Annotated in this window: 26 protein-coding genes, 1 tRNA gene and 1 pseudogene; 15 read left to right on the forward strand and 13 right to left on the reverse strand. The window is 66.0% G+C overall.

Annotation, left to right across the window (positions count from 1 at the left end):
- Window positions 1–633 (forward strand): Fic family protein (locus tag BST12_RS24485; protein WP_139801894.1); only part of this gene is annotated, 633 nt, incomplete at its 5' end.
- Window positions 634–735: 102 nt separating this feature from the next.
- Here the strand turns inward: BST12_RS24485 and BST12_RS24490 are convergent.
- The 4 genes from BST12_RS24490 to ponA2 form a co-directional block, all read right to left on the reverse strand.
- Window positions 736–812 (reverse strand) — tRNA-Pro (locus BST12_RS24490).
- Window positions 813–872: 60 nt separating this feature from the next.
- Window positions 873–1979, reverse strand: coding sequence for an L-cysteine desulfhydrase Cds1 (cds1, locus tag BST12_RS24495; protein WP_083115834.1), 1107 nt, complete (start codon window positions 1977–1979; stop codon window positions 873–875).
- Window positions 1976–2935, reverse strand: coding sequence for a metallophosphoesterase (locus BST12_RS24500; protein ID WP_083115835.1), 960 nt, complete (start codon window positions 2933–2935; stop codon window positions 1976–1978). Before BST12_RS24500 ends, cds1 begins: the two co-directional genes overlap by 4 nt.
- A 68-nt stretch (window positions 2936–3003) precedes the next feature.
- Window positions 3004–5427, reverse strand: coding sequence for a transglycosylase/D,D-transpeptidase PonA2 (ponA2, locus tag BST12_RS24505; protein ID WP_083115836.1), 2424 nt, complete (start codon window positions 5425–5427; stop codon window positions 3004–3006).
- A 358-nt stretch (window positions 5428–5785) separates the two neighbouring features.
- On the opposite strand from ponA2, the gene BST12_RS24510 reads away from it, so the two are divergent.
- On the forward strand, window positions 5786–6133 hold the full coding sequence (locus BST12_RS24510) for a WhiB family transcriptional regulator (RefSeq protein ID WP_083115837.1): 348 nt from the start codon (window positions 5786–5788) through the stop codon (window positions 6131–6133).
- Window positions 6134–6411: 278 nt separating this feature from the next.
- Here BST12_RS24510 and BST12_RS24515 read toward each other — a convergent pair whose 3' ends face one another.
- The 3 genes from BST12_RS24515 to bagA form a co-directional block, all read right to left on the reverse strand.
- On the reverse strand, window positions 6412–7044 hold the full coding sequence (locus BST12_RS24515) for a trimeric intracellular cation channel family protein (protein ID WP_083115838.1): 633 nt from the start codon (window positions 7042–7044) through the stop codon (window positions 6412–6414).
- Window positions 7045–7176: 132 nt separating this feature from the next.
- Window positions 7177–8340 (reverse strand): ATPase BagB, encoded by a 1164-nt coding sequence (gene bagB, locus BST12_RS24520; RefSeq protein WP_083115839.1) that lies wholly within the window; start codon window positions 8338–8340, stop codon window positions 7177–7179.
- Window positions 8337–9359, reverse strand: coding sequence for an ATPase BagA (gene bagA / locus BST12_RS24525; RefSeq protein WP_083115840.1), 1023 nt, complete (start codon window positions 9357–9359; stop codon window positions 8337–8339). Before bagA ends, bagB begins: the two co-directional genes overlap by 4 nt.
- 41 nt (window positions 9360–9400) lie before the next feature.
- Between bagA and sp36 the strand changes: the two genes are divergently transcribed.
- From sp36 to BST12_RS24535, 3 genes are read left to right on the forward strand one after another with little or no spacing between them, the layout of a single operon-like run.
- The gene (sp36, locus tag BST12_RS31165; protein WP_003419736.1) at window positions 9401–9562 is read left to right on the forward strand and encodes a Sp36 family protein; all 162 of its coding nucleotides are present in this window, start codon (window positions 9401–9403) and stop codon (window positions 9560–9562) included.
- A gap of 5 nt (window positions 9563–9567) precedes the next feature.
- Window positions 9568–10017 carry a RidA family protein gene (locus BST12_RS24530; RefSeq protein ID WP_139801896.1) on the forward strand — a complete coding sequence of 150 codons (450 nt, stop codon included), beginning with the start codon at window positions 9568–9570 and terminating at the stop codon, window positions 10015–10017.
- Window positions 10014–10805 carry an MBL fold metallo-hydrolase gene (locus BST12_RS24535; RefSeq protein ID WP_083115842.1) on the forward strand — a complete coding sequence of 264 codons (792 nt, stop codon included), beginning with the start codon at window positions 10014–10016 and terminating at the stop codon, window positions 10803–10805. Before BST12_RS24530 ends, BST12_RS24535 begins: the two co-directional genes overlap by 4 nt.
- Window positions 10806–10881: 76 nt before the next feature.
- On the opposite strand, the gene crp is transcribed toward BST12_RS24535, so the two are convergent.
- Both crp and BST12_RS24545 read right to left on the reverse strand, forming a co-directional pair.
- Window positions 10882–11556, reverse strand: coding sequence for a cAMP-activated global transcriptional regulator CRP (crp, locus tag BST12_RS24540; RefSeq protein WP_012396681.1), 675 nt, complete (start codon window positions 11554–11556; stop codon window positions 10882–10884).
- Between the two features lie 97 nt (window positions 11557–11653).
- Window positions 11654–12049 (reverse strand): hypothetical protein, encoded by a 396-nt coding sequence (locus tag BST12_RS24545; protein ID WP_083115843.1) that lies wholly within the window; start codon window positions 12047–12049, stop codon window positions 11654–11656.
- A gap of 173 nt (window positions 12050–12222) precedes the next feature.
- On the opposite strand from BST12_RS24545, the gene nth reads away from it, so the two are divergent.
- From nth to marP, 4 genes are all read left to right on the forward strand, one after another.
- Window positions 12223–12903: an endonuclease III gene (gene nth, locus BST12_RS24550; protein ID WP_139801897.1), complete on the forward strand. Its 681-nt coding sequence runs from the start codon at window positions 12223–12225 to the stop codon at window positions 12901–12903.
- An 80-nt stretch (window positions 12904–12983) separates the two neighbouring features.
- Complete coding sequence (locus BST12_RS24555) at window positions 12984–13631, forward strand: TlpA family protein disulfide reductase (RefSeq protein ID WP_083115845.1); 648 nt, start codon at window positions 12984–12986, stop codon at window positions 13629–13631.
- A gap of 6 nt (window positions 13632–13637) precedes the next feature.
- A complete protein-coding gene (locus BST12_RS24560) occupies window positions 13638–14435 on the forward strand; it encodes an NUDIX hydrolase (protein WP_211281353.1) in 798 nt (265 codons plus the stop codon).
- Between the two features lie 5 nt (window positions 14436–14440).
- Entirely contained in the window at window positions 14441–15634 is a 1194-nt protein-coding gene (marP, locus tag BST12_RS24565) for an acid resistance serine protease MarP (protein ID WP_139801898.1), read from the forward strand.
- On the opposite strand, the gene BST12_RS24570 is transcribed toward marP, so the two are convergent.
- Both BST12_RS24570 and BST12_RS24575 read right to left on the reverse strand, forming a co-directional pair.
- A complete protein-coding gene (locus BST12_RS24570) occupies window positions 15627–16592 on the reverse strand; it encodes an alpha/beta fold hydrolase (RefSeq protein WP_083115848.1) in 966 nt (321 codons plus the stop codon). The genes marP and BST12_RS24570 overlap by 8 nt on opposite strands.
- Window positions 16593–17108: a phage holin family protein gene (locus tag BST12_RS24575; RefSeq protein ID WP_083115849.1), complete on the reverse strand. Its 516-nt coding sequence runs from the start codon at window positions 17106–17108 to the stop codon at window positions 16593–16595.
- A 217-nt stretch (window positions 17109–17325) separates the two neighbouring features.
- On the opposite strand from BST12_RS24575, the gene BST12_RS24580 reads away from it, so the two are divergent.
- Window positions 17326–18021, forward strand: a complete 696-nt coding sequence (locus tag BST12_RS24580; protein WP_083115850.1) for a chymotrypsin family serine protease — start codon at window positions 17326–17328, stop codon at window positions 18019–18021.
- A gap of 119 nt (window positions 18022–18140) precedes the next feature.
- On the opposite strand, the gene acs is transcribed toward BST12_RS24580, so the two are convergent.
- Together acs and BST12_RS24590 are read right to left on the reverse strand one after the other, a co-directional pair.
- Entirely contained in the window at window positions 18141–20096 is a 1956-nt protein-coding gene (acs, locus tag BST12_RS24585; protein ID WP_083115851.1) for an acetate--CoA ligase, read from the reverse strand.
- Window positions 20097–20191: 95 nt separating this feature from the next.
- On the reverse strand, window positions 20192–20689 hold the full coding sequence (locus BST12_RS24590) for a DUF4232 domain-containing protein (protein ID WP_245850553.1): 498 nt from the start codon (window positions 20687–20689) through the stop codon (window positions 20192–20194).
- 50 nt (window positions 20690–20739) lie between these two features.
- Here BST12_RS24590 and BST12_RS24595 point away from each other — a divergent pair, with 50 nt between their 5' ends.
- The 5 genes and pseudogenes from BST12_RS24595 to BST12_RS24615 all read left to right on the forward strand — a co-directional run.
- Window positions 20740–22374 (forward strand): peptide ABC transporter substrate-binding protein, encoded by a 1635-nt coding sequence (locus tag BST12_RS24595; protein ID WP_139801899.1) that lies wholly within the window; start codon window positions 20740–20742, stop codon window positions 22372–22374.
- Window position 22375: 1 nt separating this feature from the next.
- A complete protein-coding gene (locus BST12_RS24600) occupies window positions 22376–23302 on the forward strand; it encodes an ABC transporter permease (protein WP_083115853.1) in 927 nt (308 codons plus the stop codon).
- A complete protein-coding gene (locus tag BST12_RS24605; protein WP_083115854.1) occupies window positions 23268–24116 on the forward strand; it encodes an ABC transporter permease in 849 nt (282 codons plus the stop codon). The genes BST12_RS24600 and BST12_RS24605 overlap by 35 nt, the downstream gene beginning before the upstream one ends.
- On the forward strand, window positions 24113–25741 hold the full coding sequence (locus BST12_RS24610) for a dipeptide ABC transporter ATP-binding protein (RefSeq protein WP_083115857.1): 1629 nt from the start codon (window positions 24113–24115) through the stop codon (window positions 25739–25741). Before BST12_RS24605 ends, BST12_RS24610 begins: the two co-directional genes overlap by 4 nt.
- 11 nt (window positions 25742–25752) lie before the next feature.
- A pseudogene (locus BST12_RS24615) lies at window positions 25753–26038 on the forward strand (oxidoreductase); the annotation flags it as partial.

The following is a 26038-nucleotide window of genomic DNA, read 5'->3' on the forward strand; positions in this document are numbered from 1 at the left end:
CATCACATCGAAGAATCACACGACGACGTCGTACACCACGTCCCTGGACTTGACCTACCGCAGATCGCGTTGGCTCACGCGCAGTTCGAAACTATCCATCCGTTCATCGACGGAAATGGCCGCACGGGTCGTGCGTTGATCCAAGCGATGCTGCGACACAAGGGGTTGACGCGAAACGTCACTGTCCCGGTTTCTGCAGGGCTGTTGACCGATACTGACTCTTACTTTGCCGCGCTGACCGCGTACCGTGACGGCAACCCGGTCCCAATTGTCGACAGAGTATCGGAGGCGGCAGTCGCGGCAGTATTCAATGGCCGTCAACTTGTGGATGATATGCACGCCGTCCGCGCAGGGTGGAACGACAAGATCACGGCTCGTAGCGACTCGGCCGTATGGCAAATAGCCGACCTTCTGCTGCGTCGCCCGGTCATCAATACGGCACTCCTAACCGGAGAGCTGGGTATCGAATCGAAGCACGCACGCCGATACCTCCACCCGTTGTCCGAGGCAGAGATCATTCTCGAAACCACGTCTGGTCCACGCAATCGGGTCTGGCGCGCGCCTGAGGTAATCGCAGCCCTCGATGATTTTGCTGAGCGCGCGCGACGGAGCTCTTCAACAATCCGGGCATAGCGACGGTCTGTCAGCGCACACCAAAAGATGTTTCATCCGCCGCGAATCTCCGAATGACCGCTGTTTAGCGGTGGTCTCTAACTCTGTTACCAGTTAGAACACTGGTCGGGGTGGCGGGATTCGAACCCACGGCCTCTTCGTCCCGAACGAAGCGCGCTACCAAGCTGCGCCACACCCCGCTTGAAGCTTGGACAGCCTATCGCACCGGCCGGTCGACTAGCCAAACCGCAGGTCGCACCTCAGTTCCAGGTGCCGGAGCGTTCAAATTTAAGCAGCGCCTGCGCCGCGCCGGTCGGATCGATCCCCTGAGCGCTGACCCACTCGTCGCAGTAATAAGTGTCGGAGTAGCGGTCGCCGCTATCGGCGAGCAGGGTCACCACCGAACCGCTGCGGCCCTGCGCGACCATCTCGGCGAGCAGGCCGAAAGCCCCCCACACGTTGGTTCCCGTCGACGGCCCCACCCGGCGCTTGAGGACGGCGCTGACGTGCCGGGCCGCGGCGATCGATGCGGCGTCGGGAACCGACACCATGCGGTCGACCAGGCGAGGCAGAAATGACGGCTCCACCCGGGGGCGGCCGATGCCCTCAATCCGTGACGAGGCAGACATGACGATGTCGTACCGATCTTCGGCGTAGGCGGGAAAGAACGCGGAGTTTTCCGGGTCCACCACACACAGCCGTGTCGCATGCCGTCGATAACGGATGTAGCGGCCGATCGTCGCGCTGGTTCCGCCAGTGCCCGCGCCGACCACGATCCACTCCGGGATCGGGTATGCCTCTTCGCGCATCTGCGTGTAGATCGACTCGGCGATGTTGTTGTTGCCGCGCCAGTCGGTGGCCCGCTCGGCGTTGGTGAACTGGTCGAGGTAATGCCCACCGGTCTGCTCGGCAAGTCGCGCGGCCTCGTCGTAGACCTGACTGGACTTCTCCACGAAATGGCAACGGCCACCCTGGGATTCGATCAGCGCGATCTTGGAGGCACTCGTCGTGGCGGTCACCACAGCGATGAACGGCAGACCGAGCATGGCGGCGAAATAGGCTTCGGAAATCGCCGTCGAACCCGACGACGCCTCCACCACCGTCGTCCCCTCATTGATCCACCCGTTACACAGCGCATACAGGAACAGCGACCGCGCCAGCCGGTGCTTGAGGCTGCCGGTGATGTGCGTCGTCTCATCCTTCAGATACAGCTCGACGCCGGCGTCGTTGCACCAGGCCGCGGGCAGCGGGTAGCGCAACAAGTGCGTATCGGCACTGCGGCGCGCGTCAGCCTCGATCAGCCGGATCGCGTTGTCCGTCCAGCTGCGGGACTGGCTGCGGACCGCGATGTGGGCCCGATCGCTCAACGCACCGAAGCTGTTGGCTGTGAGCGACCCAGGTTGCTGCTGGAATCACGGCCGCCCATGGGCGCCGCGATCAGCGTCAGCAAGGTTGCCTCCGGCCGGCAGCAGAACCGCACCGGAGCGAACGGTGAGGTGCCTATCCCGGCCGAGACGTGCAGGCGCATGTTCGCGCCCCACTGCGATGCCCCCTTGGCGCGCGAGCGGTCCAGGCCGCAGTTGGTCACCAGGGCGCCGTAGAACGGCAGGCACAGCTGTCCGCCGTGCGTGTGGCCGGCCATCACCAGTTGGTAGCCGTCGGCGGCGAAGCGATCGAGCACCCGCGGCTCGGGCGAATGGGTCAGGCCCAGCCGCAGATTGGCCGCCGGGCTGGCCGGCCCGGCGATGGTGTCGTAGCGGTCGCGGTCGATGTGCGGATCGTCGACGCCCGCGGCCGCGATGTGCAGCCCCGCCACCTCGAACTCGCGGCGGGTGTGGGTGAGGTCGAGCCAGCCGCGCTCGGTGAACGCCGCCCGCAGGTCCTGCCAGGGCAACGGCTCGCCCTTGGTCCGGTGATCGGGGTTGGTCAGGTAGTTCAGCGGGTTCTTCAGCCGCGGCCCGAAGTAGTCGTTGCTGCCGAAGACGAAGACACCCGGTCGCGACAGCAGGTCGCCCAGCGTCTGCACGACGGCAGGCACGGCCTTGGGGTGGGCCAGGTTGTCACCGGTGTTGACCACCAGGTCGGGCTCCCAGCTGGCCAGCTCGCGCAGCCAGGCCTGCTTGCGACGCTGGTTGGGCAGCATATGCAGGTCGCTGATATGCAGCACCCGCAGCGGCGTCGAACCGGGCGACAGGACCGGCATCGTCACCTCGCGCAGCACGAACGCGTTGCGTTCGACGAACGCGGCATAACCGACGCCCGCGATAGCCGAGCCGAGGGCGACGGCACCGGTGCGCAACATGATGGGCAGAACATCAGCCATGCCAGGCAGCCTACTGCCGTTGGGCGGGTGACCGCGCGTTCTCTGCCCCTTCCGGGGCCGCTTCCGGTTTACGGCGGAGGCGGTGGCGGGGGCGGTGCCAGCAGCGGAATGGTGATCGGCGGCAGGCCGGGAATCTCGACTACCTGTGATCCGATCGGTACCGGCGGCGCGCCCTCCGGTGGCGGCGGCGGTGGCGGTGGAATGCCGTTACTGATCTGGATCGTGATGATGGATCCCGGGATCGTCTGGCCGCTGGGTGAGGTGCCGACGACCTCGCCGTACTTAGCGCTGCTGTTGACCGAGTTGGGTTGGTCGGCGACCTGGAAACCGGCGTCCTTGAGGCGTTGGCGCGCTAGGTCTACGTCCAGTCCGGCCACACTGGGTACCCGGGAACCCGGTGAGCCGTCGACGTAGCGCGGGTCGGTCGGCGGCAACGCGATGTCGCCGAAGTTCTTGGCGATCGGCTTCATCGCGGTGAACCAGGTGCGGGCCGGCTCGTTACCGCCGTACAGGTCGCCGTCGCCGCAGTGACGCAACGGGGCTGAGCACAGATCCGTCGGCGAGGTCGAGTCGTCGTAGATGTAGTTGGCCGCCGCGTAATGGTTGGTGAAACCGACGAAGCCGGAGGAGCGGTGGGCTTCGGTGGTCCCCGTCTTGCCGGACATCGGCAGGTCCCAGCCCGCCGCGCCGGCCGAACCCGCGGCGGTGCCGGATCCCACGGCGTCCTTGCTCATGGCGTTGGCCAGGGTGTTGGCCAGCCCCGCCGGGACCACCTGATCGCAGGTTTCGGTGGTGACGGCGACCTCGTTGCCGTTGCGGTCGACCAGTTTGTCGATGGGGTTGGGCGGGCACCACACGCCGCCGGAGGCCAGCGTCGCCGCGACGTTCGACAGTTCCAGCGCATTGACCTCGATCGGCCCGAGGGTGAACGACCCGATGTTCTGCCGTTTGACGAAGTCGGCCAGGCTCTCGTTGCTGTCCGGGTTGTAGTCGCGGGCGGTGCCGGGATTGGCATAGGACCGCAGCCCGAGTTTGATCGCCATGTCCACCGTGCGAGTCACACCGACCTGCTGGATCAGCTTGGCGAACGCGGTGTTGGGCGAGGTGGCGAGCGCGTCCGTCACACTCATCGATCCCCGGTAGTTCCCGGCGTTGATGACGCACCAGGTGTCCTTGGGACAGCCCTTGGCGCCACCGCTACCCATGCCCTTGGCCTGGAAACGGCCCGGCACGTCCAGGTTGGCGTTGATGCCCATGCCCATATCCAGGGCGGCCGCCGTGGTGAAGATCTTGAAGACCGAGCCGGCGCCGTCGCCGACGAGAGAGAACGGCTGTGGGCGCATGGTTTCGCCGGCTTCGGTGTCCAGCCCGTACTTGCGGTTGCTGGCCATCGCTACGACCTTGTGCGAATCCTTGCCGGGCAGGATCACGCTCATCACGCTGGAGATGCCGGCCAGCGTCGGGCTGGCGAACCTGTCGATGGCGGTCTTGACCGGAATCTGGACGTCGGGGTCCAGATTGGTGCGGATCAGGTAGCCGCCGCGGGCCACCTGTTCCTTGCTAATACCGGCGCGCGACAGGTACTCCTGGACGTAGTCGCAAAAGAAAGCGCGGTCACCTGCGGCGATACAGCCCCTCGGCAGCTCGTTGGGCTGCGGCAAGATCCCCAGCGGTTGCGTCTTGGCGGCGCGCAACGCGTCGGCTTCCTGCGGGATGTTCTCGATCATGGTGTCCAGCACCAGGTTTCGCCGGGCCAGCGCGCCTTCTGGGTTGGTATACGGGTTGAGCGTGCTCGTGGACTGCACCATGCCGGCCAGCAGGGCCGCCTGTTGCCAGTTCAGGTCGATCGCGTTCACCCCGAAGTAGGTCTGTGCCGCGTCCTGCACACCGAAGGAGTTGTTGCCGAAGGACACCAGGTTCAGGTACCGGGTCAGGATCTCGGGCTTGGTGAATGTCTTGTCCAGCGTGAGCGCCATCCGGATCTCACGCAGCTTGCGCGCCGGAGTGGTCTCGACGGCCGCGCGCTTTTCCGCGTCGGTCTGGGCCGTCACCAGCAGTTGGTAGTTCTTTATGTATTGCTGCTCGATTGTCGAGCCGCCGCGGGTGTCGACGTCGCCGGAGGCGTAGCCGGCCAGGCCGGTCAGGGTGCCTTTCCAGTCGACGCCGTTGTGATCGGCGAACCGTTTGTCCTCGATCGACACGATCGCCAGCTTCATGGTGTTGGCGATCTTGTCCGACGGCACTTCGAAACGGCGCTGAGAGTAAAGCCACGCGATGACGTTGCCCTTGGCGTCGACCATGGTCGAGACCGCCGGCACTTCGCCTTCGAGCAGCTGGGCCGAGCCGTTGGCGACAACTTCTGAGGCCCGATTGGACATCAGACCGAGGCCGCCGGCGAAGGGAAACATCAGCGCCGCGGCGACGACGCTGGCGAGCAGACAACAGCCCACGAGCTTCAGCAGGGTGATAACGGCTGGGGGGCGCTCGGGCATGCGTACTACAGTAGCGACCCCCTGTCACCCCCCCGCGCCGCTGCGCCGAAAAAATCTTTTCTTAAGGTGCGATCCGACGTGCTGAGGGGCGTTTCGGTTAATTTGCGGCTGCGTCACTGGTCAGGGCGCCTAAATAGGGTCAACACCACATGTTTCCCCCGGCAGATTGGTCTAAGACTGGACGCCCGTCCCAGAAAAAGCGTTATCGGACTGTTGCGCAATTGCCACCTGAACACCTAACTTGTATAGGCAGTGAGATTCAGGTAACAGCGATGTGCGCAGTGTGGCGAGGATCGCACCTCGGCTGGGACCCGAGGAGGGCGGTCGCGATTAGCGACCGGGAGGAAGGGATCAGCTCGTGTCAGGAACACGTCCGGCTGCTAGAAGGACGAACCTTGTGGCCGCGCAAACGCCGCTTCGCAGCGTCGAGGCGGAAGAGCGCATTACCTGGGTGTCAAAGGCCCTTTGCCGAGCCACCGACCCGGACGAATTGTTTGTCCGCGGGGCTGCCCAGCGGAAGGCCGCGGTGATCTGCCGGCACTGCCCAGTGATGCAGGAATGCGGGGCCGACGCACTGGACAACAAGGTGGAGTTCGGCGTCTGGGGTGGCATGACCGAGCGTCAGCGCAGGGCTCTGCTCAAGCAGCACCCCGAGGTCGTTTCCTGGTCGGACTACTTCGACAAGCGCAAGCGCCGCAGCGGGTAGTTGGGGGTCCGGAGACGGCCCTCGTCATTACATTTCTGTTACGACCACCGCCGGTCAGACTCTAATTGGCTAGTGCCCGATAGGGACTGGCGTGTGTGGAATACATTAATTCCTCGATCGCCGTTTCGTGGCGCTTTTCGTTGATCTGCTCATAACGAGATCAGCGATATCCCGCCAGCGCTGGGCGTCCCTTACGCCTCCCGGTCCATCCCGCCCAAGCCTGGACACCTGGACCCAAGCACTTGTCGTCGCCGCGCTGGCGTCGCCGGCGCGCTGAGTTAATCAGCTCGGGTGCCAGGCGGACTCGGTGCGTTCAGCCCGAATCGAACGCCGACCATCCGGATCATGAAGCAAACCGCCGCGGCTGCCAGTGCTGCCGGGAGCCCATAGGCGCCCAAACTGATCGCCGCAACGGTGATGGCGGCGGCCACCAGTGCCGGGATTGCGTACAGGTCGCTGCGCAGCACGGTCGGGATCTGCCCGACCAGCGTGTCCCGCAGCGTCCCCCCGCCGACCGCGGTGACCACGCCCAGCAGGATCGCGGGTGCGATCCCGAGCCCGAAGGTCATTGCCTTGTCCGCGCCGATAACCGCGAACACGCTAAGGCCGATCGCGTCCAGCACCACGATGGGCGTCTCCAGCCGAGAAAGCTTGCGGCTGAGCGCGAATGCGATCAGTCCGCCCGCGAAAGCCAGCGTGAAGTAACGCCAGTCACGAAAAGTGGCCGGCGGTACCGCGCCGATGATCAAGTCGCGGACGACACCGCCGCCCAACGCTGTCATCATCCCCAGGGTCACCACGCCCACCACGTCCAGCCGTGCCGCGCGCACCGCTGTCATTGCCCCGTTCAAGCCGAAAACGAAGGTGCCGGCCAGATCCAGCACAAGCAGCAGCGGCGGTTCGGGGTTCACACTCAGTGCCTACCACGTGCGGCACCAGGCCATATCGCAAGCTTCGGACCCCGGTACCCCGCCGTGCCGGCGATATCGCGGTTGCAGTTTGGGTGTGGGTGCTCGGCGCGATGCTGGTGTGACTGATGTGATCTAACGGCGTGCTGCCGCGCGAGCCGCTTCGTCTCCGACCGAAGTGATCTGGTCGGCAAGGGCCCGCAGTGCCTCCAGGTCAGAGACGTCAAACGGCAACGACGGCACCCCGATGACCGGCACATGCGGGTTGGCCCCGGTAAACCGGGACAGCAGCCGGATCTCCCGCTTGGCGGTCTGTCCGCGGTCGGCATGAATCCGCAGCACGGCCGCCGCCAGCGACGCGGCTTCGGAGCCGGCGCCTTCGGACTCCAGCGTCTCGGTGGCGTCGATGGCCCGCTCGACGGGCAGCGCGCACAACGGCGGGTGGGTCCGGTTCAACACGAGCCCCGCCAGGGGCATCCCCTCCTGGGAGAGCCGGTCCACGAAGAAGGACGCCTCGCGCAGTGCGTCGGGTTCGGCGGCCGACACCACCACGAACTGGGTGCCGCGCCGCTTCAACAACGCATACGTGCGGTCGGCCTTTTCGCGGAAACCACCGAACGTGGCATCCAGCGACTGTACGAACGCCGCGGCATCGGCCAACATCTGCGAACCGAGAATCGTCGACATGGCTTTCATAGCCAATCCCATTGCACCAGTGACCAATCGGCCGATGCCACGACCGGGGGCGAGCAGCAGCCGCCACAGCCGGCTATCCATGAAGCTGCCCAATCGCTTTGGCGCGTCCAGGAAGTCCAGTGCATTGCGTGACGGAGGGGTGTCGACCACCACCAGGTCCCAACGGTCCTGGCTCAGCAGCTGGCCCAGCTTCTCCATGGCCATGTACTCTTGCGTTCCGGCGAGCGATGTGGCGACGGTCTGATAGAACTGGTTGTCCAGAATCGATTGCGCCCGATCGGATCCGGAGTACTGGACCACCATTTCGTCGAAAGTACGGCGCATATCAAGCATCATCGCGTGTAGCTCGCCGGGTACCTCTGGCGCTAACGGCACTCGTTGCGGTGCGTTGCCAAGGTCGTTGACCCCCAACGCTTGTGCCAGTCGCTTAGCGGGGTCGATGGTCAAAACCACTACGGTGCGCCCATATTCAGCGGCGCGCAACGCGATCGCCGCCGCAGTGGTGGTCTTGCCTACACCGCCGGCGCCGCAACAGACCACCACCCGGTTGGACGTATCGGCCAGGATGGCGGCCATATCAAGGGTTTTCGGCGTGACGCTCATCGGACCCCCTGGTGTGCAAGCGATTCCGAAAGTTCATAGAGGCTGCCGAGGTCCACGCCGTCGGAGATCGTCGGTAATTCCAGTCGTGGTACCTGCAGGGCATCGAGCTGCTGCGCGGTCTCGGCACGAGCGGCGATCCGGGTGGCATGCTCGATGGTCTCGGTCAACAGACCGGCGAAGTCGGCGTCGCTGAGCTCGATGCCGGCTGTGGCCAATCCGGCCCGCACCGAGTCCGCGTCGACATCGCCTTCGGCGGCCTTTGCCAGATCGTCAGGCGCGAGGTAGGCCGGAATATTGCGATTCACGATCACGCTGCCGATCGGCAGGTCCATGTCGGACAGCTCCTCGATGGCTTCCAACGTTTCCTGCACCGGCAGCGCTTCGAGCAGCGTCACCAGGTGGATGGCCGTCTGGTCGGAATGCAGCAACCGGACCACGCCCTCGGCCTGTGAATGCACCGGCCCACCCTTGGCCAGGTCCGACACCGCCTTGGTGACGTCCAAGAATCGCGCGATACGCCCCGTCGGTGGCGCATCGACGACGATCGCGTCGTAGACGGGCAGCTTGTTCTTGTCGACGCGGATCACCGTCTCTTTGATCTTTCCGGTGAGCAGCACGTCGCGCAGACCGGGCGCGATCGTCGTCGCGAATTCGATCGCTCCGATGCGGCGCATTGCCCGGCCCGCGATACCCAGGTTGTAGAACATGTCGAGGTATTCCAGGAATGCGGCCTCGATGTCGATCGCGAGCGCGTTGACCTGTCCGCCCCTTTCGGCCGTCGCGATCTTGAGTTCCTGATACGGCAGCGGCGGAACATCGAATAGCTGCGCAATCCCTTGGCGCCCTTCAACTTCCACCAGCAGCACCTTGCGCCCGCCCGCTGCCAGCGTCAGCGCGAGAGCCGCTGCGATGGTCGATTTCCCGGTCCCGCCTTTGCCGGTCACAAAATGCAAGCGGACCTTCGATAGGCGCGATGGCCAGCCGACGGAACTACCGCCGCTAGAAGTGTTTGCCACCATCGCATGCTAGCTCTAGCTTCCCGACGGATAAGCTTCGCGTCATGACCCAACCCACCGCATGGGAGTACGCCACGGTTCCGCTGCTCACGCACGCCACCAAACAGATCCTCGATCAGTGGGGCGCCGACGGGTGGGAGTTGGTGGCGGTGTTGCCCGGGCCAACCGGTGAGCAGCACGTTGCTTACCTGAAGCGCCCAAAGTGAGCGTTATCTGGGCCCGGCTGAGCGAACTCGGCATCGCGCTGCCGCAAGTGGCGGCGCCGCTGGCGGCCTATGTTCCAGCGGTGCGTACGGGCAACCTCGTGTATACCGCGGGCCAGTTGCCGTTCGAGGCCGGCAAGCTCGCCCAGACCGGCAAGGTGGGCGCCGACATCAGCCTGGAGGACGGCAGAGCCCTGGCGCGACTGTGCGCGCTCAACGCGTTGGCGGCAATCGACTCGCTGGTAGGTCTGGACTCGGTAACGCAGGTGGTCAAGGTCGTCGGCTTCGTGGCCTCCGCGCCCGGCTTCAATGGCCAGCCGAGTGTGATCAACGGGGCTTCGGATCTGCTGGCCGAGGTGTTCGGCGATAAGGGCGCGCATGCGCGGTCGGCCGTCGGTGTGTCCGAGCTACCGCTGGACGCCCCCGTGGAAGTCGAGCTGATCGTGGAGGTCGGCTGACGATCGTGGCCGAGCTGGCGCATCCCGCATACGGGCAGTTGCGGCCGGTCACGGACACCGTGTCGGTGCTGCTGGCCGATAACCCCGGGCTGATGACGCTGGAGGGCACGAATACTTGGGTGCTGCGCGGGCCGCGCAGCGACGAGTTGGTCATTGTGGATCCCGGGCCGGACGACGACGAGCACATCACCCGGGTAGCCGCGCTGGGACGGATCGTGTTGGTGTTGATCAGCCACCGCCATGGCGACCACACCGACGCCATCGACAAGCTGGTCGAGGCGACCGGGGCGACGGTGCGGTCGGCAGGCAGCGGCTTCTTGCGCGGTCTCGGCGGTGAGCTGGTCGACGGCGAGGTGATCGACGCGGCCGGCCTGAAGATCAAAGTGATGTCGACTCCTGGCCACACCGCCGACTCGTTGTCCTTCCTGGTCGACGACGCGGTGCTGACGGCCGACACGGTGCTGGGCCGCGGCACCACCGTGATGGATAAGGAAGACGGCAGCCTGGGGGACTACCTGGAGTCACTGCGCCGGCTGCGTGGTCTGGGCAAGCGGGTGGTACTGCCCGGCCATGGGCCGGAGCTCCCCGACCTGGACGCCGTCACGCAGGGGTATTTGGTGCACCGGCACGAGCGGCTCGAGCAGGTGCGCTCGGCGCTGCGGGATCTCGGCGAAGACGTCAGCGCGCGCCGGATAGTCGAACACGTCTATGTCGACGTCGACGAAAAGCTGTGGGACGCAGCCGAATGGTCCGTCCAGGTGCAGCTGAACTACCTGCGGACTCAGTAGCCGCGAACGTGCGCACATGTACGCCTGAAACGGCGTGTCACCGTACAAACATGCACGCTCGCGGAAAAAAGGTGGGCTACCTGGCGCGGCGGGCCAGGCGCTCTGAGTCGGAGATGAGCACGCTCTTGCCTTCGAGCCGGATCCAGCCGCGGTGGGCGAAATCGGCCAGCGCCTTGTTCACCGTCTCCCGGGAAGCGCCCACCAGCTGGGCGATCTCCTCCTGAGTCAGGTCGTGCGTCACCCGCATCGCACCACCCTCTTGCGTGCCGAACCGCTGGGCCAGTTGCAGCAACTGCTTGGCCACCCGGCCGGGCACGTCGGTGAAGATCAGGTCGGCCAGATTGTTGTTGGTGCGCCGCAGCCGGCGGGCCAACACCCGCAGTAGCTGCTCGGCGATCTCGGGGCGGTCGGCGATCCAGGCCCGCAGCGCGTCGCGGTCCATCGAAACGGCGCGCACCTCGGTGATCGTGGTTGCGCTGGACGTCCGCGGCCCCGGGTCGAAGATCGACAACTCGCCGAACATGTCCGACGGACCCATGATGGTCAGCAGGTTCTCGCGGCCATCCGGTGACCGGCGACCGATCTTCACCTTCCCCGCAACGATGATGTACAGCCGATCGCCCGGCTCACCCTCAGCGAAAACCGTGTGTCCACGGGGGAAGTCGACCGGCTGCAGTTGTTTGGTCAGTGCGGCGACCGCGCCGGGTTCAACCCCCTGGAAGATTCCTGCCCTTGCCAGGATCTCGTCCACGTTGCCTCTTCACTTTTCCAACGAATTGATACGGGCAGGCCAAGCTTTTGACCGTTGACGAGTCTAAAGGTAGGCCAATCGGTGCGACCTGCCAACGCTACACACGATTAATGTGTCGAGTCGCGCCAAATTGCGGATTCGGCCGGGCATGCCTGTGCACCCGGTTCGGCAGGCTCACCTCGACGCGGGTGGTGACCTCGCTGGCAAAGAACGCCTCGACATGATGCCGCCCGATGGGCGGCTCCGGGGACCGAGCCACCGCAAGCCCAAGGGCCTGACGCCGATGCAGGTAGTCCAGCGCCTCCGGCATTCCCTCTCTGGCCAGCGTATGTACGTCCACGGGCTGGGCATGGTCAAGGAACTCGGCGACGTCGCGCGCCGTCACGGTATCGCGGCCAAGTGTCTTTTCCAGCCGCCCCAGCCCGAGCGTCGCCAGCATCAGCAACGCCGGAATGCAGGCAACCAGCAACCATGACACAAGGAGAGTAAACATGGCTTTGAATCAACACGAGGTCTCGACGAGATCACGAAATCAGTACTCTGTCGTAGGTGACAGCGGCAAAGTCGTCCGGACGTTCCAAGGCGAAGCCGGCCGTTCCCGAACCTGAAGTTGCAGCCCGCTGGTCCACGGAGACCCGAGCCGGCCTGGTCCGACGGGCGCGGCGGATGAATCGCGCACTGGCGCAGGCGTTTCCGCATGTGTACTGCGAGCTCGACTTCACCAATCCGCTCGAGCTCGCGGTGGCGACCATTCTTTCGGCGCAGAGCACCGACAAGCGGGTGAACCTGACGACGCCGGCATTGTTCGTGCGGTACAAGACAGCGCTGGACTACGCGCAGGCGGACCGCACCGAGCTGGAGGAGCTGATCAGGCCGACCGGCTTCTACCGAAACAAGGCTTCCTCACTCATCGGCCTGGGGCAGGCGCTGGTCGAGCGGTTCGACGGCGAGGTGCCGGCCACCATGGCGGAACTGGTAACGCTGCCCGGCGTCGGGCGCAAGACCGCCAACGTCATCCTGGGCAACGCCTTCGACATCCCCGGAATCACCGTTGACACCCATTTCGGACGGTTGGTGCGGCGCTGGCGCTGGACCGCCGAAGAGGACCCGGTCAAGGTTGAGCACGCGGTCGGCGAACTGATCGAACGCAAGGAATGGACCCTACTGAGCCACCGCGTCATCTTCCACGGCCGTCGGGTGTGCCACGCGCGCAAGCCCGCGTGCGGAGTATGTGTGCTCGCCAAAGATTGCCCCTCTTACGGGCTTGGTCCCACGGATCCGTTGCTGGCCGCGCCGCTGGTCCAGGGACCGGAAACCGAACACCTGTTGGCCCTGGCCGGGTTGTAATTGTTGAGCGGCGCGAGTGTGAAGAAGGCCGCACGCTGGAGCGCGAGCGTGCGGCCAGTTTCACGTTCGAGCCCGGCGCAATGAGGAAGCTGACCGGGCGAACCCGCTGGACGATCGCGATCCTGGCGGTGGTGGCCGCGCTGATCGTGGCGCTGGCTGCCCAGTTGCGCGACGCCGATGCGCCCGGCGCCGCCACTCAGGCGCCCGCCGCGCGCGAACACCGCGATGCCGATACGCCGGTAGCACTTGCCGGCCCCCGGCAGCGTGCGGACCTGCCTTCGTGCCCCGCCGGCCAGGGTCCGGGGCCCGGGCCGCTGCACGGTGTGGTGGTGGAGTGCGCAGCTGACGGTTCGGCTGTTGACGTGGCGCAAGCGCTGGGCGGACGTTGGGTGGTCCTCAACCTGTGGGCGTATTGGTGCGCGCCGTGCACAGCCGAACTGCCGGCGATGGCCGAGTATCAACGTCGGATGGGTTCAGAGGTAATGGTGGTGACGGTGCATCAGGACGAGAACGAGACGGCCGCCTTGCTGCGGTTGGCCGAACTCGGCGTTCGGCTGCCGACCCTGCAGGACGGCCGACGTAAGGTCGCGGCGGCGCTGCGGGTCGCAAACGTGATGCCCGCGACCGTGCTGCTGCGGCCGGACGGTAGCGTGGCCAAAACCCTGCCACGAGCCTTCGGCAGTGCCGACGAGATCGCGGTTGCGGTTGGTAGCGAACCGGGCAAGTAAGGGCAATTGAAGGATCCCAGGGATCTCAGGGAGGAGGCGGCGGTGAGTGCTGCCGTTGCGCTGACTCCTGATCTGGGCCCGTCCTGGTTGCGGCCGCTGGTCGACAACGTCGACCAGATACCCGATGCATTCCGGCGCCGGCTGCCCGCCGATGTGCTCGCTCTGGTGACCGCCGCGCGCGCCACGGCCGCCGTCAGCGGCGGCGGCCGTGAAGCCGCCGTGCTGGTGCTGTTCTCGGGTCCGCAGGACGCCCCGGCCGACGGCGGCGTTCCCGACGACGCCGACCTGCTGCTGACCGTGCGGGCTTCGACATTGCGTCACCACGCCGGCCAAGCCGCCTTCCCCGGCGGCGCATCCGATCCCGGCGATGAAGGACCCGTCGCGACCGCCATGCGGGAAGCGTACGAAGAAACCGGAATCGATGTCGCAAAGCTGCATCCGCTGGCCACCATGGAGCGGACGTTCATCGCGCCGTCCCGATTCCACGTCGTTCCGGTGCTGGCGTATTCACCGGATCCCGGGCCGGTGAACGTTGTCAACCAGGCCGAGACCGCAATCGTGGCGCGGGTTCCGGTGCGTGCCTTCATCAACCCGGCCAACCGGCTGATGGTCTATCGCGGCACGCTCACTCGTCGCTGGGCCGGACCGGCGTTTCTGCTGAACCAAATGCTGGTATGGGGATTCACTGGCCAAGTGATTTCTGCGGTGCTCGACGTCGCCGGCTGGGCGCAGCCCTGGGACACCAGCGACGTCCGTGAGCTGGACGAGGCGATGACACTGGTCGGCGAGGGTGGGTTGCGATGAACTCGATGACGCCGTCGCAGTGGCTGGACATCGCGGTACTGGCGGTCGCCTTCATCGCGGCCATCTCCGGCTGGCGGTCCGGTGCGCTGGGTTCCACGCTCTCGTTTGCCGGTGTGCTGCTGGGTGCGGTGGCGGGCGTGCTGCTGGCCCCGCACATCGTCAGTCACATCGCTGCGCCGCGGGCCAAGTTGTTCACCGCGCTGTTTCTGATTCTGGCGCTGGTCGTGGTGGGCGAGGTGGCCGGGGTCGTGCTGGGCCGGGCGGTGCGCGGCGCGATCCGCAACCGGCCGGTCCGGGTGATCGACTCGATCATCGGGGTCGGGGTGCAGCTGGTGGTGGTGCTGACCGCGGCATGGCTGTTGGCCACCCCGCTGACCCAGTCGAAGGATCAACCCGAGCTTGCCAACGCCGTCCGCGGTTCGCGGGTCCTCGCCCAGGTCAACGAGGTAGCACCGACTTGGCTGAAAACGGTGCCCAAGCGGCTGTCGGCGCTGTTGAACACCTCCGGCCTGCCGGCCGTCCTGGAGCCGTTCAGCCGCACCCCGGTCATCCCGGTGGCTTCCCCCGATCCCGAGCTGGCCAATAATCCGGTGGTGACCGCGACCGCGCCCAGCGTGGTCAAGGTCCGCAGCCTGGCGCCCAGCTGCCAGAAGGTGTTGGAGGGCAGCGGATTCGTCATTGCGCCGGACCGGGTGATGACCAACGCGCACGTGGTGGCCGGCTCCAACAGCGTCTCGATATACGCCAGCGGCAAGCCCTTCGACGCACTGGTGGTGTCCTACGATCCGGCCGTCGACATCGCCATTCTGGCCGTCCCCAACCTGCCGCCGGCGCCGCTGACGTTCGCCGAGGGCGAGGCGAAAACGGGCACCAACGTCGTGGTGATGGGCTATCCCGGCGGGGGCAACTTCACCGCCACTCCGGCCCGGATTCGCGAGGCCATCAGGCTCAGCGGCCCCGACATCTACCGCAACCCGCAGGCGGTCACCCGCGATGTCTACACCATCAGAGCCAATGTGGAGCAAGGTGATTCGGGGGGGCCATTGATCGACCTCAACGGCCAGGTGCTCGGCGTGGTGTTCGGCGCCGCCGTCGACGACGCCGACACCGGGTTCGTATTGACGGCAGGCGAAGTGGCCAGCCAGCTTTCCAAGATCGGGGCCACCCAGCAGGTGGGCACCGGCGCCTGCGTCAGCTGAGCCGGTTTCGGTGCACCTGCTCGAAAAATCGCATCAGATGCCGATTGATCTCGTCGGGCAGCTCTTCATGGCTGAAATGTCCTGCGCCGGCAATGGATATATAGCGTCCGTGCGGCGCATAGCGCTGGGTGCGCTCGACCGCGGCGGCCAACACGTACGGATCGGCGTCACCGCGCAGGTGTAGCACCGGAATGCCGAGCTGTTTGATCATCGATCCCATGAAGCGGCGGCCTTCGCCGCGCAGCTGGCTGCGCACCGCCCAGCGCTGGTACTCCAGCGCGCAGTGTGCGGCTCCCGGGATCTGGATGGCCTGACGCAGATAGCCGATGCTCTGCGAAAAGTCTTCGGAGGCAGCCCATTTGGCGGAACTGCGGCTGCGCACCAAGCGCTCGATCTCGGTCGCGTCGTGTCGGGTGAGTAGGCGTTCGGGCCAGATGGGCACCTGGTAGCGCAGCAGCGTCGGCAGCAGCGCCCGGCTTTGATCGCGGCGGGTCAGGGTGGATAGGCGCAGCGCCGCTGGGTGCGGCGAACTGATCAGCGCGATGGCGCGTACCAGCCGCGAATGCAGCACCGCGGTAGTCCAACAGGCCAGCCCGCCGTCGGCGTGGCCGACCAGCGTGGCCGACGAGTGCCCGAGCGCACGAATGAGCCCGGCCGCATCACCGGCCAGCGTCCAGCCGTCGTAGCCGCGCGGCGGTTTGTCGCTGCCGCCGTAGCCGCGCAGGTCGACCGCTACCACGCGGGCACCGGTCAATGCGCGCAACTGGTGACGCCAGGACCACCAGAACGAACCGAAACCGTGCAACAGGATGACCAGCGGCCGCGCCGTCGCGGGTGTGGTTGCATCGAGGTCGGGCTGCACCGCCTCGACCACGTGAAACCGGATGCCGTTGGCGTGTACATCCAGATGTCGCCATGGCCCGTCGATGCGGGCCATCGACGGATCTGGTGCCGGCATTTACCAGCCCGAAGGATCGGCGGGCGGCTTGCCGCCGTCGGCGGTGATCTTGGGCGGCCCGGCCTTGTCATGGCCGGGGGTGAGCGCGTCGCGGGTCTCCCTGACCGATTCGATGGTCTGGCGGGGTCCCCGGATCCGGCGGACCTTCAGGAAACCCAGCAGGGCCAGCACGATGGTGACCACGACCATGATCGCGAAGACGATCAGGAACGCCACCCAGCGCCAGATCCACGTGTCGAGCAATTCGGCGAGGAAGAAGAAGAAAAAGAAGGTGGAGTAGAAGAGGATCACCAGCGCGGAGATGAAGAAAACGCTGCCCGTCAGACCCTTCTTGACGTCACGGGTGATTTCGGCGCGGGCCAGTTCGACCTCGGCGCGTACCAGGGTCGACATCTGAGTCGTGGCGTCTTTGATCAAGTCACCGATCGACGGTTCGGCAGGCCCGGCGTGCGGGTCGGTAAGCGGAATCGTGGTCAGCGTGCTGGGCACACCGCTCTTGCGATCAGGTTTGCTCACAGACGGTCCTCTCGGTTTAACTGCCCGCGGTACGCAGTCGTCGCGGTTTATGTTGCCATGCGGTCTGCGGCCGTACGAGGCCAGCCGAAGCCCCTTCAAAATTGACGGTCGCGGCCATTTGCAGGGTGCCAAACCATACCCAGTGATCCTTTAGACTTGCCCATCTGTGCTCAGGCTCTTCTGACCACTCGTCCCACCACTCGACGGGAGTATCACTTTGCAGACGGCGCTCCGCCGCTTATCCGCGGCGATCGTGGCCGTGCTCATGGCACTGGTATTCCTGCCCGCCACTAGCGCGGTTGGCGATGACAAGGTCCCGTTGGGCGGTGGTGCCGGCATTGTCGTCAATGGCGGCACCCTGTGCACCCTGACCGCAATCGGCCACGACAAGAATGGCGACCTGATCGGATTCTCCTCCGCACACTGCGGGGGGCCGGGGGCGCCAGTTGCCGCCGAGGCCGCGCAGAACAAGGGCACGGTAGGCACCATGGTCGCCGGTAACGACCTGCTCGACTATGCGGTGATCAAGTTCGATCCGGCGCTGGTGTCGCCGGTCAACAACTTCAACGGCTTCGCGATCGACGGCATCGGCCCGGATCCGACGTTCGGCCAGATCGCCTGCAAACAGGGCCGCACCACCGGCAACTCGTGCGGCGTCACCTGGGGGCCCGGCCAGGATCCGGGCAGCATCCTGATGCAGGTGTGCGGCGGCCCGGGCGACTCGGGTGCGCCGGTGACGGTGGACAATCAGCTGGTCGGGATGATTCACGGCGCGTTCAGTGAAAATCTGCCTACCTGCGTCACCAAGTACATTCCGCTGCACACGCCGGCGGTGGTGATGTCGATCAACGCCGACCTTGCCGATATCACCGAAAAGAACCGTCCCGGTTCGGGATTCGTCCCGATCGGGTGAGCCGCTGAGCGGCTGACCTTGGCGGCGACCCGCCGCGCCCGGCTCCGCCGCGCTTGCGATCGCCGCGTGGCGGCGACCCGCCGCGCCCGGCTCCGCCGCGCTTGCGATCGCCGCGTGAGCTACTGGGCGGCCCGGATCGCGTCGAAGACGTTGGGGTCCAACAGCGTCGAGGTGTCGCCGAGTTCGCGGTTTTCGGCGACGTCGCGCAATAGCCGGCGCATGATCTTGCCACTGCGGGTCTTGGGCAGCTCGGGCACGATGTGAATTTCGCGTGGCTTGGCGATCGGCGAGATCTCCTGGGCCACATGGGTTCTCAGTTCGTCGAGGGTTCCCTTGTGGGCGTCGTCGTGGTCGCACAGGACGACGAAGGCACAAATCGCCTGACCGGTTGTGTCATCGGTGACCCCGACGACGGCCGCCTCTGCCACGCCGGAGTGGCCGACGAGAGCCGATTCCACTTCGGCAGTGGAGATTCGGTGTCCGGAAACGTTCATCACGTCGTCGATGCGACCCAGCACCCAGATCGCGCCGTCGGGATCGAAGCGGGCGCCATCGCCGGCGAAGTAGTAGCCCTTGTCGGCGTACTTGGACCAGTAGGTTTCCTTGTATCGCTCGGGGTCACCCCAGATGCCGCGCAGCATCGACGGCCAGGGCTGGTCCAGCACCAGGTAGCCGGTGATGTGCTCGCCCTTCTCGTTGGGGTCTGGTTCGAGCGGGTCGCCGTGGTCGTCGACGATCTTGGCTGAGATCCCCGGCAGCGCCGCCATCGCCGAACCTGGTTTGGCCGCAGCAACTCCGGGCAGCGGCGAGATCATCGCCGAGCCCGTCTCCGTCTGCCACCAGGTGTCCACCACGGGAACCTGGTTGGCGCCGAACACCTCCCGATACCAGCGCCAGGCCTCGGGGTTGATCGGTTCGCCGACCGAGCCGAGCAGTCGCAGGCTGGACAAATCATGCGCGTCGGGAATCTCGCGGCCCCATTTCATGAACGTACGGATCAGAGTGGGAGCCGTGTAATAGATTGTGACGCCGTACTTTTCGATGATCTGAAAATGCCGGTGCTCGTCGGGAGTGCTGGGGGTGCCCTCATACAGCACCTCGGTGATGCCGTTGGCCAACGGACCGTAGACGCCGTAGGTGTGCCCGGTGACCCAGCCGATGTCGGCGGTGCACCAGAACACGTCGGTGTCGGGTTTGACGTCGAAAATGGCATGCACGGTGTAGCAGGACTGGGTCAGATAGCCGCCGCTGGTGTGGACGATGCCCTTGGGCTTGCCGGTCGTGCCTGAGGTGTACAGCAGGAACAGCGGCTGCTCGGCGTCGAATGCCTCCGCGGTGTGTTCGGGTGCTGCGGAGTCGACGACCTCGTGCCACCACAGGTCGCGCTCGTCGTTCCAGGGCACGTCAATTCCGGTGCGCCGCACCACAAGAACGTGCTCGACGGGACTATCGGGATCCGAGACGGCCTCGTCGGCGGCGTCTTTCAGTGGCGCGGGCTTGCCGCGCCGGAATTGACCGTCGGCGGTGATCAGCAATTTCGCCTGGGCGTCGGCGATACGGGCCCGCAATGCCTTCGCGGTGAAGCCGCCGAACACCACGCTGTGCATGATCCCCAACCGCGCGCAGGCCAACATGGCGATCACGGCTTCGGGAATCAACGGCAGGTAAATGGCGACGCGGTCACCGGCGACCAGACCGAGACCGGTCAGCGCGTTGGCGGCCTTACCCACCTCGGCTTGCAGATCGGCATAGGTCAGGGTGCGGCGGTGGCCATCGGGCTCACCCTCCCAGTGGATGGCGACCCGATCGCCGTGGCCCGCTTCGACGTGCCGATCCACGCAGTTATAGCCGACGTTGAGCTTGCCGCCGACGAACCACTTCGCGAACGGCGCCTCCGACCAGTCCAGTACCTCGGTGAAAGGCGCCGCCCAGGACAACCGCTCGGCCTGCTTGGCCCAAAAGGCCAGCCGGTCCTCTTCGGCCTCGTGATACAGCTCGTTGCCCGCGTTGGCGTGCTCGGCGAATTGGTCGGGCGGCGGGTACGACGACGGGACTTCGGAAGTGCTCTGGCTCACTCGTCGCAGCCTAGCGCGCCTGCGGTAACACGCGTCACGCCAGCACCGCCGCGGGTTCACATAGTCCGATTCAAAACGCGATATCGCCGGCGCTATCAGGGCGCGTCGGTGACGGGGTGGACCTGCAGTTGGCAGACGTCGATGCCGGTGGGCACCGTGATCGCCCCGGTGCTGTCGGGGAGGGTGACCAGCAGATCGGTGTAGCTCGGGCACGGGTTTCCACCGCCGTCGATCGCCATGCCCTCGACGATGGCCTGAGCCTGTTGCGTTGCCGTCAAGGTAACCGTCGGCGGTGTATCGATGCCGGGCGGCAGTCCGCCCAGGTATCCGCGCAGTGTGGGCTTGGCGTGAATCAGCGGGCCGCCGGCGCCCGAGTCGACCTTCGGATAGCCGGTGAGCGTGCATGCCGCAGCGCCGTCGACGAGGCTGAACGTCAGCGGCACCGCACGATGGCCGACGCCGGCTTCGGCCTGGCCGGCGCTGATCGCGACCTGATCGGACGTGCAGGCAGGTGCTTCGTCGGCGCGGGCCGGCGGGCTCGACAGGGTAAGAATCGCGGCGGCGGCGACTACGGGAATTGCGGTTCGGGTCACGAAGACGATTATCCCGGGAGGACCGAGCAGCAACGATGCCCGCAGCATCTATGGTCGCTGTCATGCGTCGGATGCGGGCCGTGCTGGCGGTGCTGGCTGCCGCCGTGCTGGCGGTCGCGCCGGTGGCCGCGTGCGGCGGCGGTGTGCTGAGCCCTGACCTGGTCCTGGTCAACGGCGGCGAACCGCCCAACCCGCTGATCCCGGCCAACACCAACGACAGCAACGGCGGTCGCATCGTCGATCGGCTGTTTGCCGGCCTGATGGCCTATGACGCGGCCGGCCGGCCGTCGCTGGAGGTCGCGCAGTCGATTGAGACCACCGACAACGTCAACTACCGGATCACCTTGCAACGCGGCTGGAAGTTCACCGACGGCTCACCCGTGACGGCCCGCTCCTTCGTCGACGCGTGGAACTACGGTGCGCTGAGCGCCAATGCCCAACTGCAACAACAGTTTTTCAGCCCGATCGAGGGATTCGACGAGGTGGCCGGCGCGCCGAGTGCGAAGACGCCGACCACTATGTCCGGGTTGCGGGTGATCAATGACCTGCAATTCACCGTGCGGCTCAAGGCGCCGACCATCGACTTCACCTTGCGACTGGGTTTTTCCGCGTTCTATCCCCTGCCGGACATGGCCTTTCGGGACATGGCGGCGTTTGGCCACAACCCGATCGGCAACGGCCCGTACAAGTTGGACAACGGCTCAGGCGGACCGGCATGGGAACACAATGTGAAGATCGATCTGGTGCCCAACCCCGACTACCACGGAACTCGTCAACCCCATAACAAGGGCCTGCGGTTCGAGTTCTACGCCAATCTGGACACCGCCTACGCCGATCTGCTGTCCGGCAATCTCGATGTCCTGGACACGATTCCATCGAGCGCGTTGACCGTATACAAACGCGATCTGGGCGGCAACGCCGTCAGCGGGCCTGCCGCCGTGAACCAGACGCTCGACACCCCTTTGCGGCTACCGCATTTCGGCGGCGAGGAGGGGCGGCTGCGCCGGCTGGCGCTTTCGGCTGCCATCAACCGGCCGCAGATATGTCAGCAGATTTTCAATGGAAGTCGCAGTCCCGCACGCGATTTCACGGTCCGGTCGCTACCCGGGTTCGACCGGCACCTAGCCGGTAGCGACGCGTTGGACTTCGATCCCGCCCGGGCCCGGCAACTCTGGGCGCAAGCCGATGCGATTTCAGCGTGGAGTGGCAGGTACGCGATTGCCTACAACGCCGACAGCGGGCATCAGGAGTGGGTGGACGCGGTGGCCAACAGCATCAAGAACGTGCTGGGCATCGACGCGGCCGGCGCGCCGCAGCCCACCTTCGCCGCCTTGCGGACGCAGATCGCCAATCGCACCATCGACACGGCATTTCGCGCGGGCTGGCAGGGTGACTATCCCTCGATGATCGAGTTCCTCGCCCCGATTTTCGCCACCGGGGCGGGCTCCAATGACGTTGGCTATTCCAATCCCGAGTTCGACGCCGCGCTGGCCGCCGCCGAGGCTGCGCCCAGTTTGCCGCAAGCCAATGCGCTGGCCAACGTCGCACAGCGCATCCTGTTGCACGACATGCCCATTGTGCCGCTGTGGGACAACATCTCCGTCGTCGGGTGGTCGACCGAGGTGAGCAACGTTCAGGTCACCTGGAACGGGCTGCCCGACTACGAGAACATCATCAAGGCCTGAGATGGGTTGGTATGTGGTGCGCCGGATCGCGGTGATGGTGCCCGTCTTCTTCGGGGCCACACTGCTGATCTACGGCATGGTCTTTCTGCTGCCAGGTGATCCGGTGGCGGCGATGGCCGGTGACCGGCCGCTCAGCCCCGCGGTAGCTGCTGGATTGCGAGCCCGGTATCACCTCGATGACCCGTTTCTGCTGCAGTACCTGCGCTATCTGGGAGGTCTCCTGCATGGTGATCTGGGCCGGGCCTACTCCGGTCTGCCGGTGAGTTCCGTTCTGGCGCATGCCTTTCCGGTAACGCTCCGGCTGGCGCTGATCGCGCTGGCGGTGGAGGCGGTGCTGGGCATCGGCTTTGGCGTGATCGCCGGGCTGCGCCACGGCGGCATCTTCGATGCCACGGTTCTGATCGCCGGGCTGATCATCATCGCCATCCCGATATTCGTGCTGGGATTTCTGGCGCAATTCGTGTTCGGGGTTCGGCTGGGCCTGGCGCCGGTGACGGTGGGTGGTCATGCCACTTTTGCCCGGTTGCTGCTGCCCGGAATCGTCTTGGGTGCCGTGTCATTCGCCTACGTGGTGCGGCTCACGCGTTCGGCGGTGGCCGCCAATGCGCACGCCGACTACGTGCGGACCGCCACCGCCAAAGGATTGGCTCGGCCGCGGGTGGTGACGGTGCACATCCTGCGCAACTCACTGATCCCCGTGGTGACCTTCCTGGGTGCCGATCTCGGGGCGTTGATGGGTGGGGCCATCGTGACCGAAGGCATTTTCAACATCCATGGCGTCGGCGGCGTGCTGTACCAGGCGGTCACCCGGCAGGAGGCGCCGACGGTGGTGTCGATCGTGACCGTGCTGGTGGTGATCTATCTGATCACCAACCTGTTGGTCGACCTGTTGTATGCCGCACTGGATCCCAGGATCCGCTATGCATAGGCGCCCGAAGTTCATTGTGGCAGCGGCGATGATCCTTTTCATTCTGGTGGTCGCGGCGTTTCCGGCATTGTTCACCGGAATCGACCCACACTATGCGGATCCGGCCCAGAGCATGCTTTCGCCGTCCCCGGCGCACTGGTTCGGCACCGACCTGCAGGGCCACGACATCTACGCGCGCACCGTTTACGGGGCCCGGGCCTCGGTCGCGGTCGGGCTTGGGGCGACATTCGCGGCGTTCGTCGTCGGCGGGGCGCTGGGTGCGTTGGCCGGTTTCTACGGCGGCTGGGTGGACGCGCTGGTATCGCGTATCACCGACGTGTTCTTCGCATTACCGTTGTTGCTGGCCGCAATCGTGCTGATGCAGGTCATGCACCATCGCACGGTGTGGACGGTGATTGCCATCCTGGCTTTGTTCGGCTGGCCGCAGGTGGCCAGGATCGCGCGCAGTTCGGTGCTCGAGGTGCGCGCCAGTGATTACGTTTTGGCGGCTAAGGCGCTGGGGCTGAGCAGGTTTCAGATTCTGGTGCGGCATGCGGTGCCCAACGCCATCGGTCCGGTGATCGCCGTGGCTACCATTGCCCTGGGGATCTTCATCGTCACCGAGGCCACCTTGTCCTACCTCGGCGTCGGGCTTCCTCCGTCGGTGGTGTCGTGGGGCGGCGACATCAACATCGCGCAGACCAGACTGCGGGCGGGTTCGCCGATTCTGTTCTATCCCGCTGGCGCCCTGGCGATTACGGTGCTGGCGTTCATGATGATGGGCGATGCTCTGCGCGACGCCCTGGACCCGGCGTCGCGGGCGTGGCGGGCATGAACGTGCGTGGCGTGGAAACTCCGCTGTTGTCAGTCGAGGGCCTCGAGGTCAGATTCGGCGCCGACGAGCCGGTGGTGCGCGGCGTGGATCTGACGGTGCTTCGGGGCCAGACCGTCGCGGTCGTCGGCGAGTCCGGCTCCGGAAAGTCCACCACGGCCGCGGCGATTCTCGGCCTACTCGCACCCAGCGGGCGAATCACGGCCGGGCGCATCACATTTGCCGGGCGCGACATCGCTTCAGCCAACCAGCGACTATTGCGGTCGCTGAGGGGCCGGGAGATCGGCTACGTTCCCCAGGACCCGATGACCAATCTGAACCCGGTGTGGAAGGTCGGGTTCCAGATTCGGGAAGCATTGCGGGCCAACGGGAGCGATCGCCGCGATGCGCAGCGACGGGCGGTGCAGCTGCTCGCCGAGGCCGGTATGCCCGATCCGGCCAAGCAAGCCGGGCGGTATCCACACCAGCTGTCCGGTGGCATGTGTCAGCGCGCGTTGATCGCCATCGGTCTGGCGGGCCGGCCGCGCCTGCTGATCGCCGACGAGCCGACCTCGGCGCTGGACGTGACGGTGCAGCGTCAGGTCCTCGATCATCTGCAGCAGCTCACCGACGAGTTGGGCACCGCCCTGCTGCTCATCACTCACGATTTGGCGCTGGCCGCCGAACGCGCCGAGTCTGTGGTGGTCATCCATCGCGGTGAAGTGGTGGAATCCGGTGCCGCACAATCGATTCTGAAGGATCCGCAACACGAGTACACCCGCAGACTGGTAGCCGCGGCACCCTCGCTGGCCATCCGTCAGAAAGCTGCGGGCCGTGCCGTCAAGGAAGCCGACGACCTGCTTGTGGTGTCGGATCTGGCCAAGGTTTACCGGGAGTCGCGGGGCGCACCGTGGCGCCGGGCGGATTTTCGTGCCGTCGACGGGGTGTCGTTTCGGCTGCGACGGGCCAGCACCCTGGCGATCGTTGGGGAGTCGGGTTCGGGAAAATCGACCCTGGCGCGCATGGTGCTCGGCCTGCTGCAACCGACGTCGGGCACAGTGGTTTTCGGCGGCGATCAGATCGTTCAAGAGCTGAGCCGGGACAAGGCACTGGCCTTCCGCCGCCGGGTCCAGCCGGTGTTCCAGAACCCTTACAGCAGCCTGGACCCGATGTACTCGGTCTTTCGGGCCATCGAGGAGCCGTTGCGCATCCACCGGGTGGGCGATCGCCGTCAGCGCCGCAACGCGGTGCATGAGCTGGTCGACCAGGTGGCGCTGCCGACCTCGGTGCTGGACCGGCTGCCCCGGGAACTATCGGGTGGGCAGCGCCAGCGGGTCGCGATCGCCCGCGCACTGGCGCTGCGGCCGGAGATGCTGGTGTGCGACGAGGCGGTCTCGGCGCTCGACGTGCTGGTGCAGGCGCAGATCCTGGATCTGCTCGCCGAATTGCAGGCCAGCCTCGGCCTGACGTACCTGTTCATCAGCCACGACCTTGCGGTGATCCGGCAGATCTCCGACGACGTCCTGGTAATGCGCGCCGGGCGGGCCGTCGAGCAGGCACCCACCGAAGAGGTGTTCACCCGGCCTCGGCACGAGTACACCCAACAGTTGCTGGAAGCCATTCCCGGCGCGCGAGCGGGACGGCGCTAAGTTGGCAACTCGTGACGGCTGATCCACTGGCTCCGCTGATGGAGCTGCCCGGCGTCGCTGAAGCCAGCGACCGGGCCCGCGAAGCGCTCGGGCGAGCGCATCGGCATAAGGCCAACCTGCGGGGCTGGCCGCTGACGGCCGCCGAGGCGGCGCTGCGGGCGGCGCGGGCGTCGTCGGTGCTGGACGGCGGCCCGGTGCGATTGGACGACTTAGCCGACGCCGGCGTCGTCAGCGAGCCGGTGTTCGGTGGCGCGCTGCGGGTGGCCCAGGCGCTGGAAGGGGGCGGCGGGCCGTTGG

It is taken from the genome of Mycobacterium angelicum (genome assembly GCF_002086155.1).
GTDB lineage: Bacteria > Actinomycetota > Actinomycetes > Mycobacteriales > Mycobacteriaceae > Mycobacterium > Mycobacterium angelicum.

Bases quoted from the DNA above. Each gene is read 5' to 3' on its own strand.
- BST12_RS24500 (WP_083115835.1), bottom strand. From the start codon at position 2,935: ATGGCTGATGTTCTGCCCATCATGTTGCGCACCGGTGCCGTCGCCCTC.
- ponA2 (WP_083115836.1), bottom strand. From the start codon at position 5,427: ATGCCCGAGCGCCCCCCAGCCGTTATCACCCTGCTGAAGCTCGTGGGC.
- bagB (WP_083115839.1), bottom strand. From the start codon at position 8,340: ATGAGCGTCACGCCGAAAACCCTTGATATGGCCGCCATCCTGGCCGAT.
- bagA (WP_083115840.1), bottom strand. From the start codon at position 9,359: ATGGTGGCAAACACTTCTAGCGGCGGTAGTTCCGTCGGCTGGCCATCG.
- sp36 (WP_003419736.1), top strand. From the start codon at position 9,401: ATGACCCAACCCACCGCATGGGAGTACGCCACGGTTCCGCTGCTCACG.
- BST12_RS24545 (WP_083115843.1), bottom strand. From the start codon at position 12,049: ATGTTTACTCTCCTTGTGTCATGGTTGCTGGTTGCCTGCATTCCGGCG.
- nth (WP_139801897.1), top strand. From the start codon at position 12,223: ATGAATCGCGCACTGGCGCAGGCGTTTCCGCATGTGTACTGCGAGCTC.
- BST12_RS24555 (WP_083115845.1), top strand. From the start codon at position 12,984: ATGAGGAAGCTGACCGGGCGAACCCGCTGGACGATCGCGATCCTGGCG.
- marP (WP_139801898.1), top strand. From the start codon at position 14,441: ATGACGCCGTCGCAGTGGCTGGACATCGCGGTACTGGCGGTCGCCTTC.
- BST12_RS24570 (WP_083115848.1), bottom strand. From the start codon at position 16,592: ATGCCGGCACCAGATCCGTCGATGGCCCGCATCGACGGGCCATGGCGA.
- BST12_RS24595 (WP_139801899.1), top strand. From the start codon at position 20,740: ATGGTCGCTGTCATGCGTCGGATGCGGGCCGTGCTGGCGGTGCTGGCT.
- BST12_RS24600 (WP_083115853.1), top strand. From the start codon at position 22,376: ATGGGTTGGTATGTGGTGCGCCGGATCGCGGTGATGGTGCCCGTCTTC.
- BST12_RS24605 (WP_083115854.1), top strand. From the start codon at position 23,268: ATGCCGCACTGGATCCCAGGATCCGCTATGCATAGGCGCCCGAAGTTC.
- BST12_RS24610 (WP_083115857.1), top strand. From the start codon at position 24,113: ATGAACGTGCGTGGCGTGGAAACTCCGCTGTTGTCAGTCGAGGGCCTC.